The sequence below is a fragment of the Streptomyces xinghaiensis S187 genome (assembly GCF_000220705.2).
Taxonomy (GTDB): Bacteria; Actinomycetota; Actinomycetes; order Streptomycetales; family Streptomycetaceae; genus Streptomyces; species Streptomyces xinghaiensis.
In genome coordinates this window covers 4,432,501-4,453,714 of sequence record NZ_CP023202.1, presented here as the reverse complement: position 1 = coordinate 4,453,714, position 21,214 = coordinate 4,432,501, and the positions used below count along the sequence as shown (strand labels likewise).

13 protein-coding genes, 2 rRNA genes and 1 pseudogene (1 of these 16 cut by a window edge) are annotated in these 21,214 nt (G+C 70.6%); 6 read left to right on the top strand and 10 right to left on the bottom strand.

The annotated features are described in order from the left end of the window. Positions 1-129: 129 nt before the first annotated feature. Positions 130-2,961, bottom strand: a complete 2,832-nt coding sequence (gene secA, locus SXIN_RS19080; protein ID WP_019711645.1) for a preprotein translocase subunit SecA — start codon at positions 2,959-2,961, stop codon at positions 130-132. Positions 2,962-3,197: 236 nt separating this feature from the next. Here secA and SXIN_RS19075 point away from each other — a divergent pair, with 236 nt between their 5' ends. After that, positions 3,198-4,457, top strand: a complete 1,260-nt coding sequence (locus tag SXIN_RS19075; RefSeq protein WP_095758105.1) for a winged helix-turn-helix domain-containing protein — start codon at positions 3,198-3,200, stop codon at positions 4,455-4,457. Positions 4,458-4,546: 89 nt separating this feature from the next. Here SXIN_RS19075 and SXIN_RS19070 read toward each other — a convergent pair whose 3' ends face one another. The 7 genes and pseudogenes from SXIN_RS19070 to mtnA all read right to left on the bottom strand — a co-directional run bounded on the left by SXIN_RS19070 (position 4,547) and on the right by mtnA (position 13,069). Next, complete coding sequence (locus SXIN_RS19070) at positions 4,547-5,290, bottom strand: response regulator (protein WP_019711647.1); 744 nt, start codon at positions 5,288-5,290, stop codon at positions 4,547-4,549. Positions 5,291-5,487: 197 nt separating this feature from the next. After that, entirely contained in the window at positions 5,488-6,174 is a 687-nt protein-coding gene (gene hpf / locus SXIN_RS19065) for a ribosome hibernation-promoting factor, HPF/YfiA family (protein WP_019711648.1), read from the bottom strand. Positions 6,175-6,545: 371 nt separating this feature from the next. After that, positions 6,546-7,285, bottom strand: a pseudogene (locus tag SXIN_RS19060) (ComF family protein). A gap of 85 nt (positions 7,286-7,370) precedes the next feature. Then, positions 7,371-9,176, bottom strand: a complete 1,806-nt coding sequence (locus SXIN_RS19055) for an LpqB family beta-propeller domain-containing protein (RefSeq protein ID WP_238153804.1) — start codon at positions 9,174-9,176, stop codon at positions 7,371-7,373. Between the two features lie 37 nt (positions 9,177-9,213). Then, positions 9,214-11,226 carry an MtrAB system histidine kinase MtrB gene (gene mtrB / locus SXIN_RS19050; RefSeq protein WP_095757264.1) on the bottom strand — a complete coding sequence of 671 codons (2,013 nt, stop codon included), beginning with the start codon at positions 11,224-11,226 and terminating at the stop codon, positions 9,214-9,216. A gap of 1 nt (position 11,227) precedes the next feature. Next, positions 11,228-11,905, bottom strand: coding sequence for a two-component system response regulator MtrA (mtrA, locus tag SXIN_RS19045; protein WP_019711651.1), 678 nt, complete (start codon positions 11,903-11,905; stop codon positions 11,228-11,230). A 15-nt stretch (positions 11,906-11,920) separates the two neighbouring features. Beyond that, a complete protein-coding gene (gene mtnA, locus SXIN_RS19040; protein WP_019711652.1) occupies positions 11,921-13,069 on the bottom strand; it encodes an S-methyl-5-thioribose-1-phosphate isomerase in 1,149 nt (382 codons plus the stop codon). A gap of 183 nt (positions 13,070-13,252) precedes the next feature. Here mtnA and SXIN_RS19035 point away from each other — a divergent pair, with 183 nt between their 5' ends. The 5 genes from SXIN_RS19035 to SXIN_RS19015 are packed head-to-tail and all read left to right on the top strand — an operon-like array spanning position 13,253 to position 18,777. After that, entirely contained in the window at positions 13,253-14,527 is a 1,275-nt protein-coding gene (locus SXIN_RS19035; protein ID WP_095757263.1) for a DUF7847 domain-containing protein, read from the top strand. A 7-nt stretch (positions 14,528-14,534) separates the two neighbouring features. Continuing rightward, positions 14,535-15,236 carry a DUF4129 domain-containing protein gene (locus SXIN_RS19030; RefSeq protein WP_050931201.1) on the top strand — a complete coding sequence of 234 codons (702 nt, stop codon included), beginning with the start codon at positions 14,535-14,537 and terminating at the stop codon, positions 15,234-15,236. Beyond that, complete coding sequence (locus SXIN_RS19025) at positions 15,233-16,489, top strand: DUF4350 domain-containing protein (protein ID WP_019711655.1); 1,257 nt, start codon at positions 15,233-15,235, stop codon at positions 16,487-16,489. Before SXIN_RS19030 ends, SXIN_RS19025 begins: the two co-directional genes overlap by 4 nt. Further along, positions 16,486-17,451 (top strand): AAA family ATPase, encoded by a 966-nt coding sequence (locus SXIN_RS19020; RefSeq protein ID WP_019711656.1) that lies wholly within the window; start codon positions 16,486-16,488, stop codon positions 17,449-17,451. The genes SXIN_RS19025 and SXIN_RS19020 overlap by 4 nt, the downstream gene beginning before the upstream one ends. Positions 17,452-17,466: 15 nt before the next feature. Further along, positions 17,467-18,777 (top strand): DUF58 domain-containing protein, encoded by a 1,311-nt coding sequence (locus SXIN_RS19015; RefSeq protein WP_019711657.1) that lies wholly within the window; start codon positions 17,467-17,469, stop codon positions 18,775-18,777. A gap of 118 nt (positions 18,778-18,895) precedes the next feature. Here the strand turns inward: SXIN_RS19015 and rrf are convergent. Continuing rightward, positions 18,896-19,012 (bottom strand): 5S ribosomal RNA (gene rrf / locus SXIN_RS19010). A 75-nt stretch (positions 19,013-19,087) separates the two neighbouring features. Then, positions 19,088-21,214: ribosomal RNA gene (locus SXIN_RS19005) — 23S ribosomal RNA — on the bottom strand; it runs 996 nt beyond the window's last position.

Below are 21,214 nucleotides of genomic sequence, written 5' to 3'. Positions count from 1 at the left end.
CGCGCCGGAAGACGGCGGGGGCGGGCGCGCCGGAAACGAGGGCCGGAAGCCTGCCGGACACGGGCCGGGGCCGGACACCTCGCGGTGTCCGGCCCCGGTGTGCCCGCCCCGCAGGGCGGGGCGACGGCGTCACTTCTTGCGGCGGCGGCCCTTCTGGGCCTTGCGGCGCTCGGCGCGGGTCATCCCGTCCGACTCGGAACGGGCGGGCCCGTCGTTGGTGAAGTCGCCCTCGACCACACCGCCCTCGCCGTCCACCGTGGGGGCGGAGAAGTGCAGCCGGTCCGGGCGCTGCGGCGCCTCCAGGCCCTTGGCACGGATCTCCGGGCGCGGGGCGGCTCCGGACACCGCGGGGACGGGCTGCGGCTCCTTGTCGAGCGAGGGCCGGCCCTCCGCCTCGGGCCGTTCCTGCACCGGAACCTCCTCGACCTGCTGCTCGACCTGGACCTCCAGGTTGAACAGGTAGCCGACGGACTCCTCCTTGATGCCGTCCATCATCGCGGTGAACATGTCGTAGCCCTCCCGCTGGTACTCGACCAGCGGGTCCTTCTGGGCCATCGCGCGCAGGCCGATGCCCTCCTGGAGGTAGTCCATCTCGTAGAGGTGCTCACGCCACTTGCGGTCCAGGACCGACAGCACCACGCGCCGTTCCAGCTCCCGCATGATCTCGGAGCCGAGCTGCTCCTCGCGGGCCGCGTACTGCTCGTGGATGTCCTCCTTGATCATCTCGGAGATGAACTCCGCGGTGATCCCGAGCCGGTCGCCGGCCGCGTCCTCCAGGTCCTCGATGGTGACCTTGACCGGGTAGAGCTGCTTGAAGGCGCTCCACAGCCGCTCCAGGTCCCAGTCCTCGGCGAAGCCCTCGACCGTCTCCGCGTGGATGTAGGCGTCGATCGTGTCGTCCATGAAGTGCTTGATCTGCTCCTGCAGATCCTCGCCCTCCAGGACCCGGCGGCGCTCGCCGTAGATGACCTCGCGCTGCCGGTTGAGGACCTCGTCGTACTTCAGGACGTTCTTACGGGTCTCGAAGTTCTGCTGCTCGACCTGCGACTGGGCGGAGGCGATGGCACGGGTGACCATCTTGTTCTCGATCGGCACGTCGTCGGGGACGTTGGCCATCGCCATGACGCGCTCGACCATCTGCGCCTTGAACAGCCGCATCAGGTCGTCGCCCAGCGAGAGGTAGAAGCGGGACTCACCCGGGTCGCCCTGACGGCCGGAGCGGCCGCGCAACTGGTTGTCGATACGGCGGGACTCGTGCCGCTCGGTGCCCAGCACGTACAGCCCGCCGAGGCTCACGACCTCGTCGAACTCCGCCTTGACGGCCGCCTCGGCCTTCTCCATGGCCGCGGGCAGCGCCTGCGCCCACTCCTCGGGGTGCTCCACCGGGTCCAGCCCGCGCTGCCGCAGCTCCGCCTCGGCAAGGTCGTCCGGGTTGCCGCCGAGCTTGATGTCCGTACCGCGGCCCGCCATGTTCGTGGCGACGGTGACGGAGCCCTTGCGGCCGGCCTGGGCGACGATCGTCGCCTCCCGGTCGTGCTGCTTGGCGTTGAGCACCTCGTGCGGCACACCGCGCTTGCTGAGCTGCTGGGAGAGGTACTCGGACTTCTCCACGGAGGTGGTGCCGACGAGAACCGGCTGGCCCTTCTCGTGCCGCTCGACGAGGTCCTCGACGACCGCGTCGAACTTGGCGACCTCGGTGCGGTAGATCAGGTCCGACTGGTCGATCCGGATCATCGGGCGGTTCGTCGGGATGGGCACCACGCCGAGCTTGTAGATCTGGTGGAACTCGGCCGCCTCGGTCATGGCCGTGCCGGTCATGCCGGAGAGCTTGTTGTAGAGGCGGAAGAAGTTCTGGAGGGTGATCGTGGCGAGCGTCTGGTTCTCGTCCTTGATGTCCACCCCCTCCTTGGCCTCGATCGCCTGGTGCATGCCCTCGTTGTAGCGGCGGCCGGCGAGGATACGGCCGGTGTGCTCGTCGACGATCATGACCTCGCCGTCGATGACGACGTAGTCCTTGTCCTTCTTGAAGAGTTCCTTCGCCTTGATGGCGTTGTTGAGGTAACCGACGAGCGGGGTGTTGACCGACTCGTAGAGGTTGTCGATGCCCAGCCAGTCCTCGACCTTGCTGACGCCCGCCTCGTGGATGCCGACGGTGCGCTTCTTCTCGTCGACCTCGTAGTCCCCGGTCTCCTCGATGCCGCGCTGGGGGTTGGCGGGCTCTCCCTTGGTGAGCCGCGTGGCCAGCTTGGCGAAGTCCGCGTACCACTTGGTGGCCTGGTCGGCAGGGCCTGAGATGATGAGCGGCGTACGGGCCTCGTCCACGAGGATCGAGTCGACCTCGTCGACGATCGCGAAGTTGTGCCCGCGCTGCACCAACTCGTCCTTCGACCACGCCATGTTGTCGCGCAGGTAGTCGAAGCCGAACTCGTTGTTGGTGCCGTACGTGATGTCGCAGTTGTACTGCTCGCGGCGCTGCGCGGGCGACATGTTGGCGAGGATGCAGCCCACGGACAGGCCCAGGAACTTGTGGACCCGGCCCATCATCTCGGAGTCGCGCTCGGCGAGGTAGTCGTTGACCGTGATCAGGTGGACGCCCTCGCCGGAGAGCGCGTTGAGATAGGCGGGGAGGGTGCCGACGAGGGTCTTGCCCTCACCGGTCTTCATCTCCGCGACATGGCCGAAGTGCAACGCGGCCCCGCCCATCATCTGGACGTCGTAGTGCCGCTGGCCGAGGACGCGCTTGGCCGCCTCACGGACCGTCGCGAAGGCCTCCGGGAGCAGGTCGTCCAGGCTTTCGCCGTCGGCGAACCGCGCCTTGTACTCGTCGGTCAGCGCCCTCAGCTCGGCGTCGGAGAGATGGACGAAATCCTCTTCGATGGAGTTGACCTGGCCCGCGATGCGGTGCAGCTTGCGCAGGAGCTTGCCTTCGCCTGCACGCATGAGCTTGTTGAAGACGGACACTTGGGGTGGTCTCCTTGCCGGTCGGGCCTGGCACGGTCGGGTGCGAGGGCACGACGAGGTGAGGCCTCGCCGCAACGGCCATCGTAAGTCAGGACACACCCGCATCGGGAGGTCCGTCGCCACGAAGGCATGCACTCGCTCCGATGACCCAACGTCCGGACCGCCCGGAAGGTGCCGGGAACGCGGGCCGTTTCCGCGAGCGGGAACACCGGCGGGCGTTCCGCCACCCCGCCGCGATGTCAGTGGATGCCTCTAGGGTGCCCGTCATGACGAGCCTGCCCTCACCCGCTCTGGAACTCTCCGCCGACGAGGCCCGCCGCATCGCGCTGCGCGCCCAGGGGCTGCTCGGCGCCCCGGACCGCCGCGCCGGAGTCCGCGGCGTGCTGCGGAGCCTGGGCGCCGTCCAGCTGGACACCATCTCCGTGCTGGCCCGCTCACACGAACTGGTGCCGTACGCACGGCTGGGAGCGGTCGGGCGGGAGAGCGTCGAGTCGGCTTACTGGGACGGTTCACACGCCTTCGAGTACTGGTCCCACGCCGCCTGCATCCTGCCCGTCGAGGAGTGGCCGCACTTCGCCTTCCGGCGCCGGGCCCGGGCGGCGCGCGGCCACCGCTGGCACGTCATGGAGGACTCCGAGCGCTCCTGCGCCGCCGTGCGGGACCGCCTCAAGAACGACGGCCCGCTGACCGCCTCGGAGTTGGGCGGCGCCAAGAACGGCGGCGAGTGGTACGACTGGTCGGAGACCAAGATCGCGGTGGAGTGGCTGCTCGACACCGGCGAGGTGGTCTGCGCCCGGCGCCGCGGCTGGAAGCGGGTGTACGACCTCGCCGAGCGCGTCATACCGGACACCCTGTTCCACGACGACCTCGACGACCGCGCGTGCGTGCGCCGGCTGGTCGCCCAGGCGGGAGCGGCGATGGGCGTGGCCACGCGCGCCGACCTCGCCGACTACCACCGGCTCAGGGCCGAGCAGGTCGACGAGGTCCTCGCCGACTCCGGGCTGGTCCCGGTGACCGTCGAGGGCTGGGGCAGGCCCGCCGCCCGCGGCGGTTCCCGGTCGGCCGCCGGCCGGTCGCCGGGCCAGGCCTGGGCGGACCCGGCGGCGCTCACCACCCCGCCGAGGGGCCGGCACCGCACGACCCTGCTCTCCCCGTTCGACTCGCTGATCTGGGACCGGCCCCGCACCGAGCGGATCTTCGGCTTCACTCACCGGCTGGAGGCGTACGTTCCCCGGCCGCAGCGGATCCACGGCTATTTCGCGATGCCGCTGCTGTCCGGCGGAAGGCTGCTGGGCCGGGTGGACCCTGCGCGCGAGGGCACCACCCTCGTCGCCCGGCAGCTTTCCCTGCTGAGCGGGCGGGCGGTGCGGCCGATGGCGGAGGCGCTGGCCGAGGCGGCCTCGTGGGTGGGGTGCACCCGGGTCCGCGTGGAACGGACCGATCCGCCGGAGCTCGCCGCTCCGCTGGCGGAGGCCCTCGCGGAGATCACCGGCTGAGCCCGCGGAGCGAGGCACTCCCGGGGGCACCCCCCGGGAGTGCCGGGGGAGAGGGAGGAGCGGGAGACGGGCCGGCGCCGGCCCGCCGCTCAGCGGATTTCCAGGATCTTCTCCCGCATCGCGTACACCACGGCCTCCATCCGGGAGTGCAGCTGCAGCTTCTCCAGGATGTTGCGCACATGGTTCTTCACGGTGTTCTCGCTGATGAACAGCTCCTTGGCGATGTCCCGGTTGTTCATCCCGGTGGCGACGAGCTTGAGGACCTCCAGTTCGCGGTCGGTGAGCCGGGGCGCGGGCACCAGCCGGCGCTCGTCGGTGCGCTGGATCATCGACTTGAACTCGGTGAGCAGCTTGGAGGCCATCGAGGGGCTGATCTGCGACTGCCCGTCCGCGACCGCGCGGATGGCCGTCGCCACCTCGTCCGTGGAGATCTCCTTGAGGAGATAGCCGGTGGCCCCGGCCTTGATGGCCTCGTAGAGATCGGCCTCCTCGTCGCTGATCGTCAGCATGATGATCTTCGCGCTGGGAGCCACCTCCTTCAGCGACGTACAGGCCTCGATGCCGCCCCGCTTCGGCATCCGCACATCCATGAGGACGATGTCGGGCAGCAGATCGGCCGCCTTCTCCACCGCCTCGGCGCCGTCCCCGGCCTCGCCGATGACCTCGATGTCCTCCTCCTGGGCGAGGACGATCTCCAGCCCGCGCCGGAAGAGGGCGTGGTCGTCCACCACGAGGACCCGGATGGGCTCGCTGCGCGACCCGTTCGCGTCCGCACCGGTTTCGACGGCATCCTCGCCGTCTCCTCCGGTCACGGGCCCGAAGCTGTCCGCCATGGTTCCTCCCCCCGAGGGCATGGCCCTCGATCGCGTGCCGGGCCAACCCATCCTGGCGAACGGCGGGTTGACCGCCTCGCCATGATTCCATGCCCGGGCGGTGGAACGGTGCCTGAGCGGTCGCACGTTGGAGCCCCCGGGGGCGCACGGACGCTCCCGGGGGCATGATCGGTCACCGCGCCATCGCGGGCGTCGGGTCAGCCGCCCAGCGCGCCGCCCGCGCCGCTCGGCGGTTCGGAGACCATGGGGTCCGACTCCAGGTGGATCACGCCGTAGTCGTAGGCGTGCCGGCGGTAGACCACACTGGGCTGCTTGGTCTCGGCGTCGATGAACAGGTAGAAGTCGTGCCCGACCAGCTCCATCTCGTAGAGCGCCTGGTCGAGGCTCATCGGAGCCGCGGTGTGGGTCTTCTCGCGGACCACCAGCGGCCCGTCGCCCTGGACCTCGAGGGACCCGATCCGCTTGGTGGTGACGGTCTCCTCGGGCGGGGAGGCCACGGCGGTGCCGCCGTTCAGATGCTCGGCGAGCGGCGCGGTGGCCTCGGCGACGCTGGTCGGCGTGCGGCCCGGCCCCCGGTGGACCCGGCGCTTGTCGCCCCGCTTGCGCAGCTGGGCGTCGAGCCGCGCCGTGGCCGCGTCCAGCGCGGCGTACGGATCGGCGGCGGCGGCCTCCGCCCGGATCACCGGTCCGCGGGTGCGGAGAGTGATCTCCACCCGGTCGGAGCGGTTGGCCTGCCGCGGGTTGTGCTCCTTGGACACCTCGACGTCGAGGCTGATCACCTTGCCGTCGAGCCTCTGGATCTTGTCCAGCTTCAGCTTCTCGGCCACGTGCTTGCGGAAGCGCTCGGGTACCTCGGTCTTGCGGCCCTTGACGACGATGTCCACGCAGAACTCCGTTCCGGGTCGCCCCGCTCGGGGCGGAGCGCATCCCTCTTGCCCTCGGTCCGGACGGCCGCCCCGGGGACGGGGCCCGTCCGGCACTGCGTCTGCCGCACCACCACGGCGTGGAGCCGGGCGCTGCGGCTTTCACCTCCTCCTCCCCAGCCGACAAGATCAACATCCCGTCGGCTCCGGGTCGGCGGTCATGCTCTGACTCGCACCTGTCCTCGCCGGGTCACACCAAAACCCGCCAGAAGTGGCATAAATCCCGCCACCCCTCAGAACCGAACATAACTCGCCCGAACGGGGGATGGCACCCCTTTGCGCCCTCCGTCTCTTCCGGATGCGCCGTTCCTCTCTCGCCCGGATCACCTCTCTCACCTGTAACGACGCGCGTCCCGAGTCGGTTCCGGTCCGGCACCGCGGGCCTGGGCACGGCTCCGGAAGGCGCTGGGCGGCGCCGCGACCACCGCCGCACCGACCACCTTCCCGCCCGCCGAGCGGACCGAACGTGCCGATTCCGCCAGCGACGCGCCCGTGGTCATCAGGTCGTCCACCAGAACCACCGGAGCCGACCGGAGCAGCTCCCCCGCCGGCCCGGCCACCTCCAGGGCGCCCGCCAGATTGGCGGCCCGGGCCCCCGCCGGCAGCCCGGACTGGTCCGCGACCCTCCGCCGGTGCCGCAGAGCGGGCACCACCCGGGCCGGCCGGCACCCCGCAGCACCGCGGCGGCCGCGAGGGCGATACGGCGGGTGGGGTCGTGGCCCCGGCGCGCCACCGAACGGCGCGCCGACGGCACCGGCACCAGCAGCCACGGATCCCGCCCCGGAGCCCGCCGCGGGACGGCTCCGGCGAGCGCGGCGCCCAGCGGCCGGGCGAGTGACAGCGCCCCCCGCTCCTTGTGCGCGAGCAGCACGGACCGCACCTCGCCCCCGTACGGCGCGGCGGCGCGCACCGGCGGCAGTCCCGCCGGCGACGGCACCGGCCGTACCGGGGCCGCGGGCCGCCCGGTCAGCGCCGTGAGGCACCCGTCGCACAGCGCGGTACGCGCCCGACCGCACCCCGCGCAGTCGGCCGGCAGCACCAGCTCCGTGATCTCCCGCCACCACTCCCGCACGGCGATCACTCTGCCCCGCGCCCCGGCGGCCCCGCCACCCCTGTGGAAAACCCCGGAGGCGCCCCCGTCCGGGCGGCGGCCTCCACTATCCCGGATAGACCGGTTCCGATCCCTTCTCGGTCACCAGCTGCCAGTTGGCGCCCATCGGCGGAAGCCTGACGATCCCGTCCTCGGAGTCGGCGAGCAGCGGCTTGTCCTCGTCCTCCGAGGCCGCCACCGCCGTCACACCGTTGGCGCCCGGAAGGGGCGGCGTGTTCACCGCCGAGCCGTCCGTCCGCACGTACTGCAGCTGCTGTACACCGGAGGCGCGGCCGACGACCACCAGCCGGCTCACGCCCGCCCAGGACGCCGACTCCACATGCTCCAGCCTCGGGGTCACCGGGCGCAGGTCGTTCACCGACAGTGGTGGCGTCCCGGGTCCGCCGCCCGTCCGTTCGATCCGGCCCAGTTCCAGGGAGGTGCGCTCACCGCGCTTCACGACGAGCGCGATCCGCACACCGTCCGAGGCGACCCGGAGCCCTTCGATCCGTCCGTCCCCGAGGGAGGGGACCACGATCTCCCGCGGTTCCTCCGCTCCCCGGGCCAGGTACAGCAGCCGCGGGCTCTCCGGGTCACGATCCGCGATCCACAGATTGCCGCTCCCGTCCCAGCTGGGCCGGGACAGCCCGTCCTCCGCCCGGCCGGCCCGGCTGCGCAGCAGCACCTCACCGGGCTCGGCCCCGGTCTCGATCGGCGCCATGTACAGCGAGCGCCCGTCCTGCGAGACACCGGCCGCCAGCCGTTCGCTGCGGGCGACCGCCACCGACCGCAACGCCACCTGCCCGTCACCGAAGGGACCGGCGACCAGCGAAGGCACCTCACCACCGGGCGGCAGGCTCGCCAGCCGCCCGCGGGCATCCAGGAAGTACTGGCGTTCGGACGGCTCCCGCAACCCCGCCGGGGCGTACGCATCCGCCTGGCCGCGGTTGACCACACACAGCCGCGCACCCTTCGGATCGACCAGATCCACCTGCCTGACCTGGGCCGATGCCAGGTCCTGCACGGCGAAGAGGAGCTGCGCGGCCATCTGGTTGCACTGCACCGGGCCCACCCGCGCGCCGCGGTCATTGAGCCGGACCCTCAGCCCGTTGGAGTCGTCCAGTGAGAGTGTCTCGTCGGCCAGCCGCGTCCCCGCGGGGAACTTCGACTCGACCACCGGGTCGAGCCAGCTGCTGGGCCCCTTCAGCAGCGCCTTGACGGTCGAGGTGACGAAATCCTCGCGCTTTCCTATGCGCTTCCGCAGATACACGGGATCGGCGACCAGCACGTCCCCACCGGTCCCGCTGTCCTCCTGGGAGCCGGGCACCGCGAAGTAGTACTTGTTGACGGGACGGTAGATCCGTTCGAAGTCGGAGCGACCGAGTACGAGCCCTTCCGGCGGCTGGTCGATCCGCCACTCGCCGCCCACCTTCGCCAGCCGCACCCGCGTCTCGTACTCGGCCTCCGCCGGCCGGTACGCCTGGTCCTGGTCGACCGAGGCGATCTGATCGCCGCTGAGGACCGCCACGGCGGAGTCGTCCTGCCGGTCGACGGCCCGGGGATCCATACGGGGCACGGGCCCGTCGGCCAGCACCGTCGTCACCGAGGAGGGCCGCCAGCGCCGTGATGCCTCCTTGGTCAGATACTGCCGCGCCGTACGGAAGTCGGCCTCGTCGCTGGTCGTCGCCTCGAGGAAGCCCCGCACGATGTCGGCCGGCAACTCGCCCTTCCGCGGTGGCAACCCGAACACCCGTACCTGTGCGTCGGCGTCGGCCCGCTGGGACACGTCCACCTGGCGCACGCCGCCACTGTCGGGCATCGAGGCGCACCCGGCCAGCAGCCCCCCGCAGAGGACCAGCGCGCCTGCGCGCACCGGGCCGCCGGGCCTCCTCCGTCCCCACCGACGCTGGTCAGACATCACCCGAGCCGTCCTCCCGATCGTCGTCAGCCCTGCCCTGCCGCGGGCCGCCGGTACCGGCCCCGCGCCCGGCCGTCGACCGCCCGCCCTCGCCCCGTGCCACGACCCGGGTGCCGCTGCCCGGAAGCGCCGCCGGGTCCGCCACCGCCGGTGCCGGGCGCGGCGCGGGCGTCGCACCCGGCGCCGCGGCCCGGGTGGCTCCCTGCTCCGCCGGGACGCCGTCCTGCGCCTGCTCCCGGTTGCGCCGGGAGTCCTCCGGCTCCAGCGGGATGGGCGAGCCGCGGAGCGTACCGTCGGCCGTGCGCGGCAGCGTCAGCCGGAACTGGGATCCGCCGCCCGGCTCGCCCCAGGCCTGCAGCCAGCCCCCGTGCAGCCGCGCGTCCTCGACGGCGATCGACAGGCCGAGTCCCGTTCCGCCGGTCGTCCGGGCACGGGCCGGGTCCGCCCGCCAGAAGCGGTTGAAGACCCGGGTCGCCTCCCCCGGCTTGAGCCCGACGCCGTAGTCCCGTACGGCCACGGCGACGGCACCGCCCGCGGCGGCCAGCCGCACCACCACATCGCGCCCCTCACCGTGCTCCACGGCGTTGACGACGAGATTGCGCAGCACCCGCTCGATCCGCCGCGGATCGGCCTCGGCGATCACCGGCTGCTCCGCCCCGCGGACGACGATGCGGCTGCCCTTGTTCTCGGCGAGCGGCTCGGCCCCCTCGATCACCTGGTCGACCACGGTCCGCAGATCGATCGGCTCGGCCTCCAGGGCCGCCGCTCCGGCGTCGAACCGGCTGATCTCCAGGAGATCCGACAGCAGCGACTCGAAGCGGTCCACCTGGCCGCGGAGGAGTTCCGCGGAGCGCGCGGTCACCGGGTCGAAGTCCTCCCTCACGTCATGGATGACCTCGGCGGCCATCCGGACGGTCGTCAGCGGGGTGCGCAGCTCGTGCGAGACGTCGGAGACGAAGCGCCGCTGCATCCGCGAGAGCTCCTCCAGCTGCTGGATCTTGTGCTGGAGGTTCTGCGCCATCTTGTTGAAGGACTCACCGAGCCGCGCGATGTCGTCCTCGCCGGTGACCTTCATCCGTTCCTGGAGCAGGCCGGCCGCGAGCCGCTCCGAGATCCCCGCCGCCATCCGCACCGGGGTCACGACCTGCCGCACCACCACCCAGGCGATGGCGCCGAGCAGCACGACGACGAACACGCCCGCGGTCGCCAGCGTCGTCTTGACCAGGCTCAGCGACTTCTCCTCCTGTGTGAACGGGAAGAGGTAGTAGAGCTGGTAAGGATTGCCGTTGACGTCGTTGAGCTGCTTGCCGATCGCGAGCCCCGGCTCCCCCGCCCCGGAACTCCGGAGGATACGGGTGTGCTGCATGTACGTGCCGGGCTCGGCGTCGACGGAGTCCCGCAGCGCCTGGGGCACGCTCTCCTCGGGCTGGACATCGCCGGAGGACCGGGGCGCACGGGTGCCGGAGCTGTCGTCCACGAAAGGCTGTTCGGTGTCCGAGCCGAGCGCCACCACGGAGTAGACGCCCTGGCCCCCGCTCGCGAGCTGCTGCACCAGGTCGGTCAGCCAGACGCCGGAGTTCAGCTGGACCCGGCTGCCCGCGGTGGCGCCGGGCTCCCCGCGGGCATCGGCGTCCGCCTTGTCCTGGGCCACCCGGAAACCGCCGGCCGCCTGGGACTGCGCGGCACTGGTCTTGGCGTCCTGGAGACCGTTGCGCACCTGGCCGATCACCACGACGCCGAGCAGCAGCACCACGCCGAGCGACATCAGCAGCGTGCTCGCGACCACCCGCAGCTGGATGTTGCGCCGCCAGAGCCGGAGCGCCGCCAGCAGCGGCCGCCGCACCCAGCGCAGCACCATCCGCAGCAGCGGGTTGACGGGACCGCCCGGCGCCCCGTCCTGCAGCAGCCCGCCACCCTGCCGGAGGCGGTCGTAGAGCGAGATCCTGCCCACCGGATCGACGGGCCGCCCCTCGTTGCGCTCCGGAGCAGCACCGTGCCCGGCCATGTCAGCCTGGTCCCGCCTTGTATCCGACACCACGGACCGTCACCACGATCTCCGGCCGCTCCGGGTCCTTCTCGACCTTCGAGCGCAGCCGCTGCACATGCACATTGACGAGCCGCGTGTCCGCGGCGTGACGGTAGCCCCACACCTGTTCGAGCAGTACTTCCCGGGTGAAGACCTGCCAGGGCTTGCGTGCCAGCGCGACCAGCAGATCGAACTCCAGCGGGGTCAGCGCGATCGACTGCCCGTCCCGCTTCACCGAGTGACCCGCCACGTCGATCACCAGATCGCCGATCGCGAGCTGCTCCGGCGCGGGCTCCTCGGAGCGCCGCAGCCGCGCACGGATCCGCGCCACCAGCTCCTTGGGCTTGAACGGCTTGACGATGTAGTCGTCGGCGCCGGACTCCAGGCCCACCACCACGTCGACGGTGTCGCTCTTCGCCGTCAGCATGACGATCGGCACCCCGGACTCGGCCCGGATCAGCCGGCACACCTCGATGCCGTCCCGGCCGGGCAGCATGAGATCGAGCAACACCAGATCGGGCTTGGTCTCGCGGAAAGCGGCCAGAGCCTTGTCACCGTCCGCGACGAACGACGGCTCGAAACCCTCGCCGCGCAGCACGATGCCGAGCATCTCGGCCAGTGCGGTGTCGTCATCGACGACGAGAACGCGTCCCTTCATACCGACATCATCCCATTAGCTGATCGTGACCTGGCGTGACCTGGAGCACAGGTCCCCGATTGCGTCCCCCGTGACGGGCGATACGACACCGTGTTCGGTGACGATCGCCGTCACCAATTCCGGCGGAGTGACGTCGAAGGCCGGATTGTACGCCTGAGTCCCCAACGGGGCCAACGGTATGCCCATACCCGCTTCCCGTGCGCCGCCGGGGACTTGGGGCGGAACGAACTCCGTCACCTCGTGCCCCGGACGCTGCTCCACCTCGATCGAGGCGCCGTCGGGGGTCTCCGGGTCCACCGTGGTGCTCGGCGCCACCACGATGAACGGCACATGGTGGTAGCGCGCCAGCACCGCCAGCGGATAGCTGCCGATCTTGTTGGCCACCGACCCGTCCGCCGCGATCCGGTCCGCACCGACCAGCACGGCGTCCACCTCACCGGCCGAGAAGAGCGAGCCGGCGGCGTTGTCCGGCAGCAGCGTGTACGCCATGCCGCTCCGCGCCGCCTCCCAGGCGGTCAGCCGCGAGCCCTGCAGCAGCGGGCGGGTCTCGTCCACCCACAGCCGCCGAAGCTCCCCCGCGCGGTGCACCTTCCGCACCACCGCGAGAGCCGTGCCCTCACCTCCGGACACCAGCCTCCCCGTATTGCAGTGGGTGAGCAACCGGTAGCCACCGCCCGGCAGCAGCTCGCGCAGCAGCACCGCCCCGTGCTCCGCCATCCGCGCGCTCGCCTCGGCGTCCTGCCGGTGCAGCTCCCGCGCCTCGGCGAGGGCCGCGGCCCCGGCCTCCTCGGGTCCGCCTCCGCCACCGGCCACCTTCCGGTACGCGGCCAGGGCCCGGCGCACCCCGTAACCGAGGTTGACCGCGGTGGGACGGGCTCCGGCGAGCAGGCCGGCCGCTTCCTCCACGTCGTAGCCGCGTACGGCGGCCAGCGCGACACCGTAGGCCCCCGCGAGCCCCAGCAGCGGAGCACCCCGTACGGCGAGCGTGCGGACGGCCTCCACCAGGGCGGGCACATCCGTGCACACCAGCTCGGTCTCCTCACCCGGCAGCCGGGTCTGGTCGAGCAGCACCAGCACCGGGCCCTCCGGGGGCTCGTCCCAGCGCAGCGAGGGAAGGGGGGTGGGGTCGCCGGCCGCCGCGTATACCGCGTTCTGATCAACCATCCGTCCAGTCTGCCCGTGCGGTGGAGAGATCAGAAGGTGCCCTCGGCTCCCGAAGGCAGGGCCCGCCCCGCGCGGGGCGGGCCCCGTGGCACGATGGCAGCCAACCGGCCGTCACCGCGTGCCCGGGCCGGCACTCGCCGGCGCAGCCGGACGGCCCGCGGACGGCACCGCGAAGGAGCGATGATGAACGACTCTCCGGGCTGGGCCTCGCCCGGATCGGCCCCCTCCGGCGACCCGGGCCGAGACGGCGGGAACCCCGCCGGCCCCGACCGGGACGACTCCGGCAGTGGCAGCGGCAGCGAGCCTCCGGTGAACTGGTCCAAGGAGCAGCCTCCCGGCGGCCGGTGGGCCGCGCCCGCCGGTTCCGGACCGACCCCGCCACCGGAAGGCGGCGGCCCCGGCGCCCCGGGCGGCTGGGGCACCGGCTGGGCCCCGCCGCCCACCGTGGCCAAACCCGGCATCATCCCGCTCCGCCCACTGGGCATCGGCGAGATCCTGGACGGCGCCGTCTCGACGATGCGCGCCCACTGGCGCACCGTGCTGGGCATCTCCCTCGCCGTCGCCGTGATCACCCAGGCCGTCTCCACGGTCACCACCGGCCTCTGGTTCAACGACCAGACCGGGCTGGCCGCCCTGGAGAACGACCCCGCTCCGACCCCCGACGAGATCCTGGACGCCCTCAGCGGAGCCCTCACCGGCAGCGCCGTCACCGGATTCGTCAGCATGCTCGGCACCATCATCGCCACCGCCATGCTCACCATGGTCGTCAGCCGGGCCGTCCTCGGGCGCCCGGTCACGACCGGCGACGCCTGGCGCAGCGCACGCCCCCAGCTCCTGCGCCTCTTCGGACTGCTCTTCCTCATCCCGCTGATCATCCTGGCGGTCAGCGCCGTGGCGGTGGCACCCGGGCTCATCCTGACCGCCGCCGACCCCACCGGGGCCGCAGCCGCTCTCACCCTCGCGGGCGGGCTGGCCGCCCTCGTCCTCGCGGTCTGGCTCTGGATCCGCTTCAGCCTGGCCGCACCGGCCCTCATGCTGGAGCGGCAGGGCGTCATCGCCTCCCTGCGCCGCTCCGCCAAGCTGGTCCGGGGCGCGTGGTGGCGGGTCTTCGGCATCCAGTTGCTGACCCTGGTGCTGCTGGTGTTCGTCGCGGCCGTCATCGAGATCCCGACCAGTCTGATCGCCGTGGTCGTCGGCGGCGAGAGCGCCACCGACTGGATGGCCGGCGAGACCGCGGAGACCGGCTGGCTCTTCCTCATCGTCCTCGGCATCGGCGCGGTGATCAGCTCGACCATCACCTTCCCCATCAGCGCCGGTGTCACGGCTCTCCTCTACATGGACCAGCGGATCCGCCGGGAAGCCCTCGACCTGGAACTGGGCCGCGCGGCCGGCCTCCCCGGCTACGGGACACCGGGCCCCGGAGACGGCCGGGCCGACGGAACCACCCCGGGGAGCTGATGCGGTGATCGCGGCAGCGGGCGGTCTCGCGGCGGCGTGGTACGGGGTCCGCGCGGAGGACGGCGTCCCCGTGCGGACCCCGCGTCTGCCCGCCCGCGAGGCGGCGGAGGACGAACTCTCCAAGCGGATGTACCAGGAGCACGAACCAAGCCTCCTCCGGCGCGCCCTCGACCGTTTCTGGGAGTGGCTCGACACCCTCTTCACCGCAGCCGCCGGGGTGACCCCCGGCGGCCCGGTGGGCCTGGCCGTCGTCATCGCCGTACTCCTCCTCCTCGTCGTGGCGCTCCGTCTGCGACTCGGCCCGCTGCACCGCGCCCCCGCCGGCGCGGTGCCGCTCTTCGACGACCGGCCGCTGAGCGCCGCCGAACACCGGGCAGCCGCCGAACGGCACGCCGCCGCCCAGGAATGGGACCTGGCCGTGCGGGAACGGATGAGAGCCCTCGTCCGGTCCCTGGAGGAGCGCGCCCTGCTCGATCCCCGCCCCGGCCGCACCGCCGACGAGGCAGCCGCCGAGGCGGGACGTCCGCTGCCCGGCCACGCGGCCCGGCTGCACACCGCCGCCCGGGACTTCGACGACATCACCTACGGCGGGCGCCCCGGTACTCCGGAGGTCTACGGCCGGCTCCGGGATCTGGACGCCGACCTCCAGCGCAGCAAGCCGCAGCCCGTCGCGGCCAGCACAGGGCCCGGACCCGGGGGAGCCGCATGACCCGGACAGCCGCCGCCGAGACCTCGGCCACTCCCACCGCCCACCAGCTGTGGACCCGCTCCCGCGGCCTGCTGCTCGCCCTCGCCGTTCTCGTGCTGGCGGGCATCGCACTCGCCGCCGTGCGCTCCGGCGAGCAGCACGGCCGGCTCGACCCGCGCTCCGCGGACCGCTACGGCAGCCGCGCCGTCGCCGAGTTGCTGGCCGACCGAGGTGTACGGACCACCGTGGTCACCGCCACCACAGAGGCCGCCGCCGCGGCCGGTCCGGACACCACCCTGCTGATCACCAACCCCGACCTCCTCACCGAACGCCAGCGGAAGACCCTGAGGAACGCGGCCACCGCACCGGGGGTGCGCACCGTGCTCCTCGCCCCCGGGCCCGCCGCCACCCGCACCCTGGCACCGGCCGTGCAGGTGGCCGAACCGGCCGAGGTCTCCCCCCGCTCCCCGGACTGCGACTTCCCCGCCGCCCGTCGGGCCGGAGACGCCGAAGTCGGCGGCATCCGCTACTCCCCCTCCTCGAAGGCGCCCGAAGCCGAGAGTTGCTACCTCAGCGACGGCCTGCCGACCCTGGTCCGGCTCCCGGACACGGACAACCGCGACACCGTCCTGCTCGGCTCACCCGACATCCTCTTCAACGACCGGCTCGCCGAACGCGGCAACGCCTCCCTCGCCCTGCAACTCCTGGGTTCACGAGATCACCTGGTCTGGTATCTCCCCTCACTCGACGATGCCGCCTCCGACGGCGAAGAACGCGGCTTCCTCCAACTCCTGCCCTCCGGCTGGAGCTGGGCGGTGGCGCAGTTGGGCGTCGCGGCCGTCTTCACCGCGCTCTGGCGGGCCCGGCGCCTGGGACCGCTCACCCCGGAACGGCTTCCGGTCACCATCAGGGCCTCGGAGACCACCGAGGGCCGGGCCCGCCTGTACCACCAGGCTCACGCCCGGGACCGCGCCGCCGAGATCCTCCGCTCAGCGACGAGAACTCGGCTGGCCCCGGTCGTCGGCGTGGCCGGCGCCCGGGCGCACCGCGCCGAGGTGCTCTGCCCGGCCCTGGCCTCCCATGTCCCCGGCGCCGGCCCCGATCTCCCCACACTGCTCTTCGGGCCGGTGCCACCGGACGACCGGTCCCTCATCCGCCTCGCCGACGAACTGGACCGCCTCGAACGGACCGTCACCGCAGGCGCCCCCGTTTCTCCCACCGCACCTCCTGATGCTGCTCCAGTCCCCACCAAGAAAAAGGACACCACCTCGTGAGTGCCCCGACCGCCGACAGCGCCCGTGCCTCCCTGGAGGCGCTGAGGACCGAGATCGCCAAAGCCGTGGTCGGCCAGGATCCGGCCATCACGGGCCTGGTCGTCGCGCTACTGTGCCGCGGCCACGTCCTGCTCGAAGGCGTCCCCGGAGTCGCCAAGACCCTGCTCGTCCGCGCCCTGGCGGCCTCGCTCGAACTCGACATGAAACGCGTCCAGTTCACCCCCGATCTCATGCCCAGCGATGTCACCGGCTCCCTGGTCTATGACGCGCGCACGGCCGAGTTCTCCTTCCAGCCCGGTCCCGTCTTCACCCACCTGCTGCTCGCCGACGAGATCAACCGCACTCCGCCCAAGACCCAGGCATCGCTCCTGGAAGCCATGGAGGAGCGCCAGGTGACTGTCGACGGAGTCCCCCGCCCCCTGCCCGAGCCGTTCCTCGTGGCGGCCACACAGAACCCTGTCGAGTACGAGGGCACCTACCCGCTGCCGGAAGCCCAGCTCGACCGCTTCCTGCTGAAGCTGACCGTGCCCCTGCCGTCTCGCGAGGACGAGATGAACGTGCTCATGCGCCATGCGCAGGGATTCAACCCGGGTGATCTGCAGGCCGCCGGCCTCCGTCCGGTGGCGAGCGCCACCGATCTGGCAGCAGCCCGCGCCGCCGTCGCCGGCACATCCGTGTCACCCGAGATCACGGGTTATGTCGTCGATATCTGCCGTGCCACCCGGGACTCCCCCTCTCTCTCCCTCGGTGTCTCCCCGCGGGGCGCCACCGCTCTGCTGTCGACTGCTCGGGCCTGGGCATGGCTCACCGGACGCGACTACGTCATCCCCGACGATGTGAAGGCCCTGGCCCTGCCCACACTCCGCCACCGGGTTCAGCTCCGCCCGGAGGCAGAGATGGAGGGCATCACGCCCGACTCGGTGATCCAGGCGATCCTCGCCAACGTCCCCGTCCCCCGCTGAACGCCGCGAGGAACCATGGCTCTCACCGGACGAACAGCTCTGATCGCCGCTCTCGGCGCTCTGGTCACCGGCCTGCTGATGCCCGGCATCACCGGGCTGCTTCTCGTGAACCTCCCCCTGCTGCTGGCAATTCTCGGAGACCTCGCACTCGCCGCGCCAGTGCGCAGGCTGCACTTCACCCGATCCGGTGAGACGTCAGTTCGGCTCGACGAACAGGCGTCCGCCCACCTCACCGTCACCAACCCCGCGGGCCGCCCGTTGCGCGCCCTCATCCGCGACGCGTGGCCCCCCAGTGTGCTGGCCCCGGGGGGCGGCACGGCCCTGACCCGCCACCGGCTGACCGTCCCGGGCGGCGAACAGCGCCGCATCACCACCCCGCTCCGGCCCACGCGCCGCGGCGACCGCCGACCCGACCGGGTTACCGTCCGGTCCTACGGCCCGCTCGGGCTCGCAGCACGGCAGGGCCACCACCGGGTGCCCTGGCGCCTGCGCGTCCTGCCGCCGTTCCCCAGCCGCAAACACCTCCCCGCGAAGCTCGCCAGACTCCGCGAACTGGACGGCCGCACCAGTCTCCTCACCCGCGGTGAGGGAACCGAGTTCGACAGCCTCCGGGAGTACGTCCCCGGTGACGACACCCGCTCCATCGACTGGCGCGCCACGGCCCGCCAGTCGTCGGTGGCCGTCCGCACCTGGCGTCCGGAGCGCAACCGCCACATCCTCCTGGTTCTCGACACCGGAAGAACCTCGGCAGGCCGCGTGGGCGACATCCCCCGGCTCGACGCCGCCATGGACGCCGCCCTGCTCCTGACCGCCCTGGCGGGGCGGGCCGGGGACCAGGTGAGCCTCCTGGCCTACGACCGCCGCGTTCGCGCCTCCGTACAGGGCCGCACAGCGGGCGACCTCCTGCCGGCCGTGGTCGGCGCTCTGGCCCCCCTGGAACCCGAACTCGTCGAGACGGACGCCCGGGGCCTGGCGGCCGCCGCCCTGCGGACCGCTCCGCGCCACTCGCTGATCGTGCTGCTGACCACGCTGGACGCCGCCCCCGTGGAGGAGGGCCTGCTGCCGGTGCTGCCTCAACTCACGCACCGTCATACGGTTCTGCTGGCCGCGGTGGCCGACCCCCGCATCCAGCAGATGACGGAAACCCGGGGCACCGTCGAGGCCGTCTACCAGGCAGCCGCCGGCACTCGCACACAGGCGGAGCGGACTCGTACAGCAGACCGGCTCCGCCGCCACGGCGTCACCGTGGTCGACGCCACCCCCGAGGAGCTCGCTCCAGCCCTGGCTGATGCCTACCTCGCGCTCAAGGCGGCCGGCCGCCTTTAAGGGCCGCCGGCGAACGATACGACGGCTGGAGAAAGCCGGGAAACGCACTCCACAAACACAAAAAAGCCCTGTAGGGGACCGGAGTCCCCCACAGGGCTTTCTACTCTTCTCAAGAATTGTTCGGCGGCGTCCTACTCTCCCACAGGGTCCCCCCTGCAGTACCATCGGCGCTGAAAGGCTTAGCTTCCGGGTTCGGAATGTAACCGGGCGTTTCCCTCACGCTATAACCACCGAAACACTATGAAACTATACGAACCGGACGGCAACACAGTTCGTTGTTTCAGAACCAACACAGTGGACGCGAGCACCTGAGGACAAGCCCTCGGCCTATTAGTACCAGTCAACTCCACACCTCACGGCGCTTCCATATCTGGCCTATCAACCCAGTCGTCTACTGGGAGCCTTAACCCCTCAAAGGGGTGGGAGTCCTCATCTCGAAGCAGGCTTCCCGCTTAGATGCTTTCAGCGGTTATCCCTCCCGAACGTAGCCAACCAGCCATGCCCTTGGCAGGACAACTGGCACACCAGAGGTTCGTCCGTCCCGGTCCTCTCGTACTAGGGACAGCCCTTCTCAAGACTCCTACGCGCACAGCGGATAGGGACCGAACTGTCTCACGACGTTCTAAACCCAGCTCGCGTACCGCTTTAATGGGCGAACAGCCCAACCCTTGGGACCGACTCCAGCCCCAGGATGCGACGAGCCGACATCGAGGTGCCAAACCATCCCGTCGATATGGACTCTTGGGGAAGATCAGCCTGTTATCCCCGGGGTACCTTTTATCCGTTGAGCGACGGCGCTTCCACAAGCCACCGCCGGATCACTAGTCCCGACTTTCGTCCCTGCTCGACCCGTCGGTCTCACAGTCAAGCTCCCTTGTGCACTTACACTCAACACCTGATTACCAACCAGGCTGAGGGAACCTTTGGGCGCCTCCGTTACCCTTTAGGAGGCAACCGCCCCAGTTAAACTACCCACCAGACACTGTCCCTGATCCGGATCACGGACCCAGGTTAGACATCCAGCACGACCAGAGTGGTATTTCAACGACGACTCCACCCGAACTAGCGTCCGGGCTTCACAGTCTCCCACCTATCCTACACAAGCCGAACCGAACACCAATATCAAGCTGTAGTAAAGGTCCCGGGGTCTTTCCGTCCTGCTGCGCGAAACGAGCATCTTTACTCGTAGTGCAATTTCACCGGGCCTATGGTTGAGACAGTCGAGAAGTCGTTACGCCATTCGTGCAGGTCGGAACTTACCCGACAAGGAATTTCGCTACCTTAGGATGGTTATAGTTACCACCGCCGTTTACTGGCGCTTAAGTTCTCAGCTTCGCACACCCGAAAGCGCACTAACCGGTCCCCTTAACGTTCCAGCACCGGGCAGGCGTCAGTCCGTATACATCGCCTTACGGCTTCGCACGGACCTGTGTTTTTAGTAAACAGTCGCTTCTCGCTGGTCTCTGCGGCCACCACCAGCTCACACCGCAAGGGTGATCACCAGCAATGGCCCCCCTTCTCCCGAAGTTACGGGGGCATTTTGCCGAGTTCCTTAACCATAGTTCACCCGAACGCCTCGGTATTCTCTACCTGACCACCTGAGTCGGTTTAGGGTACGGGCCGCCATGAAACTCGCTAGAGGCTTTTCTCGACAGCATAGGATCATCCACTTCACCACAATCGGCTCGGCATCAGGTCTCACCCTTACGCGGAGGACGGATTTACCTACCCTCCGGGCTACACCCTTACCCCGGGACAACCACCGCCCGGGCTGGACTACCTTCCTGCGTCACCCCATCACTCACCTACTACCCCCTCGGGTCGTCGGCTCCACCACTCCGACCTCGTCCGAAGACTCAGCCGGCGGCTTCACGGACTTAGCATCAGAAGGTTCAGCGCTGGCGCTTCAAAGCGGGTACCGGAATATCAACCGGTTGTCCATCGACTACGCCTGTCGGCCTCGCCTTAGGTCCCGACTTACCCTGGGCAGATCAGCTTGACCCAGGAACCCTTAGTCAATCGGCGCACACGTTTCCCACGTGTGTATCGCTACTCATGCCTGCATTCTCACTCGTGAACCGTCCACCACTGCCTTCCGGCGCGGCTTCACCCGGCACACGACGCTCCCCTACCCATCAGCACCCCCGTTAGGGGTATATGTGCCAATGACACGACTTCGGCGGTACGCTTGAGCCCCGCTACATTGTCGGCGCGGAATCACTTGACCAGTGAGCTATTACGCACTCTTTCAAGGATGGCTGCTTCTAAGCCAACCTCCTGGTTGTCTCTGCGACTCCACATCCTTTCCCACTTAGCGTACGCTTAGGGGCCTTAGTCGATGCTCTGGGCTGTTTCCCTCTCGACCATGGAGCTTATCCCCCACAGTCTCACTGCCGCGCTCTCACTTACCGGCATTCGGAGTTTGGCTAAGGTCAGT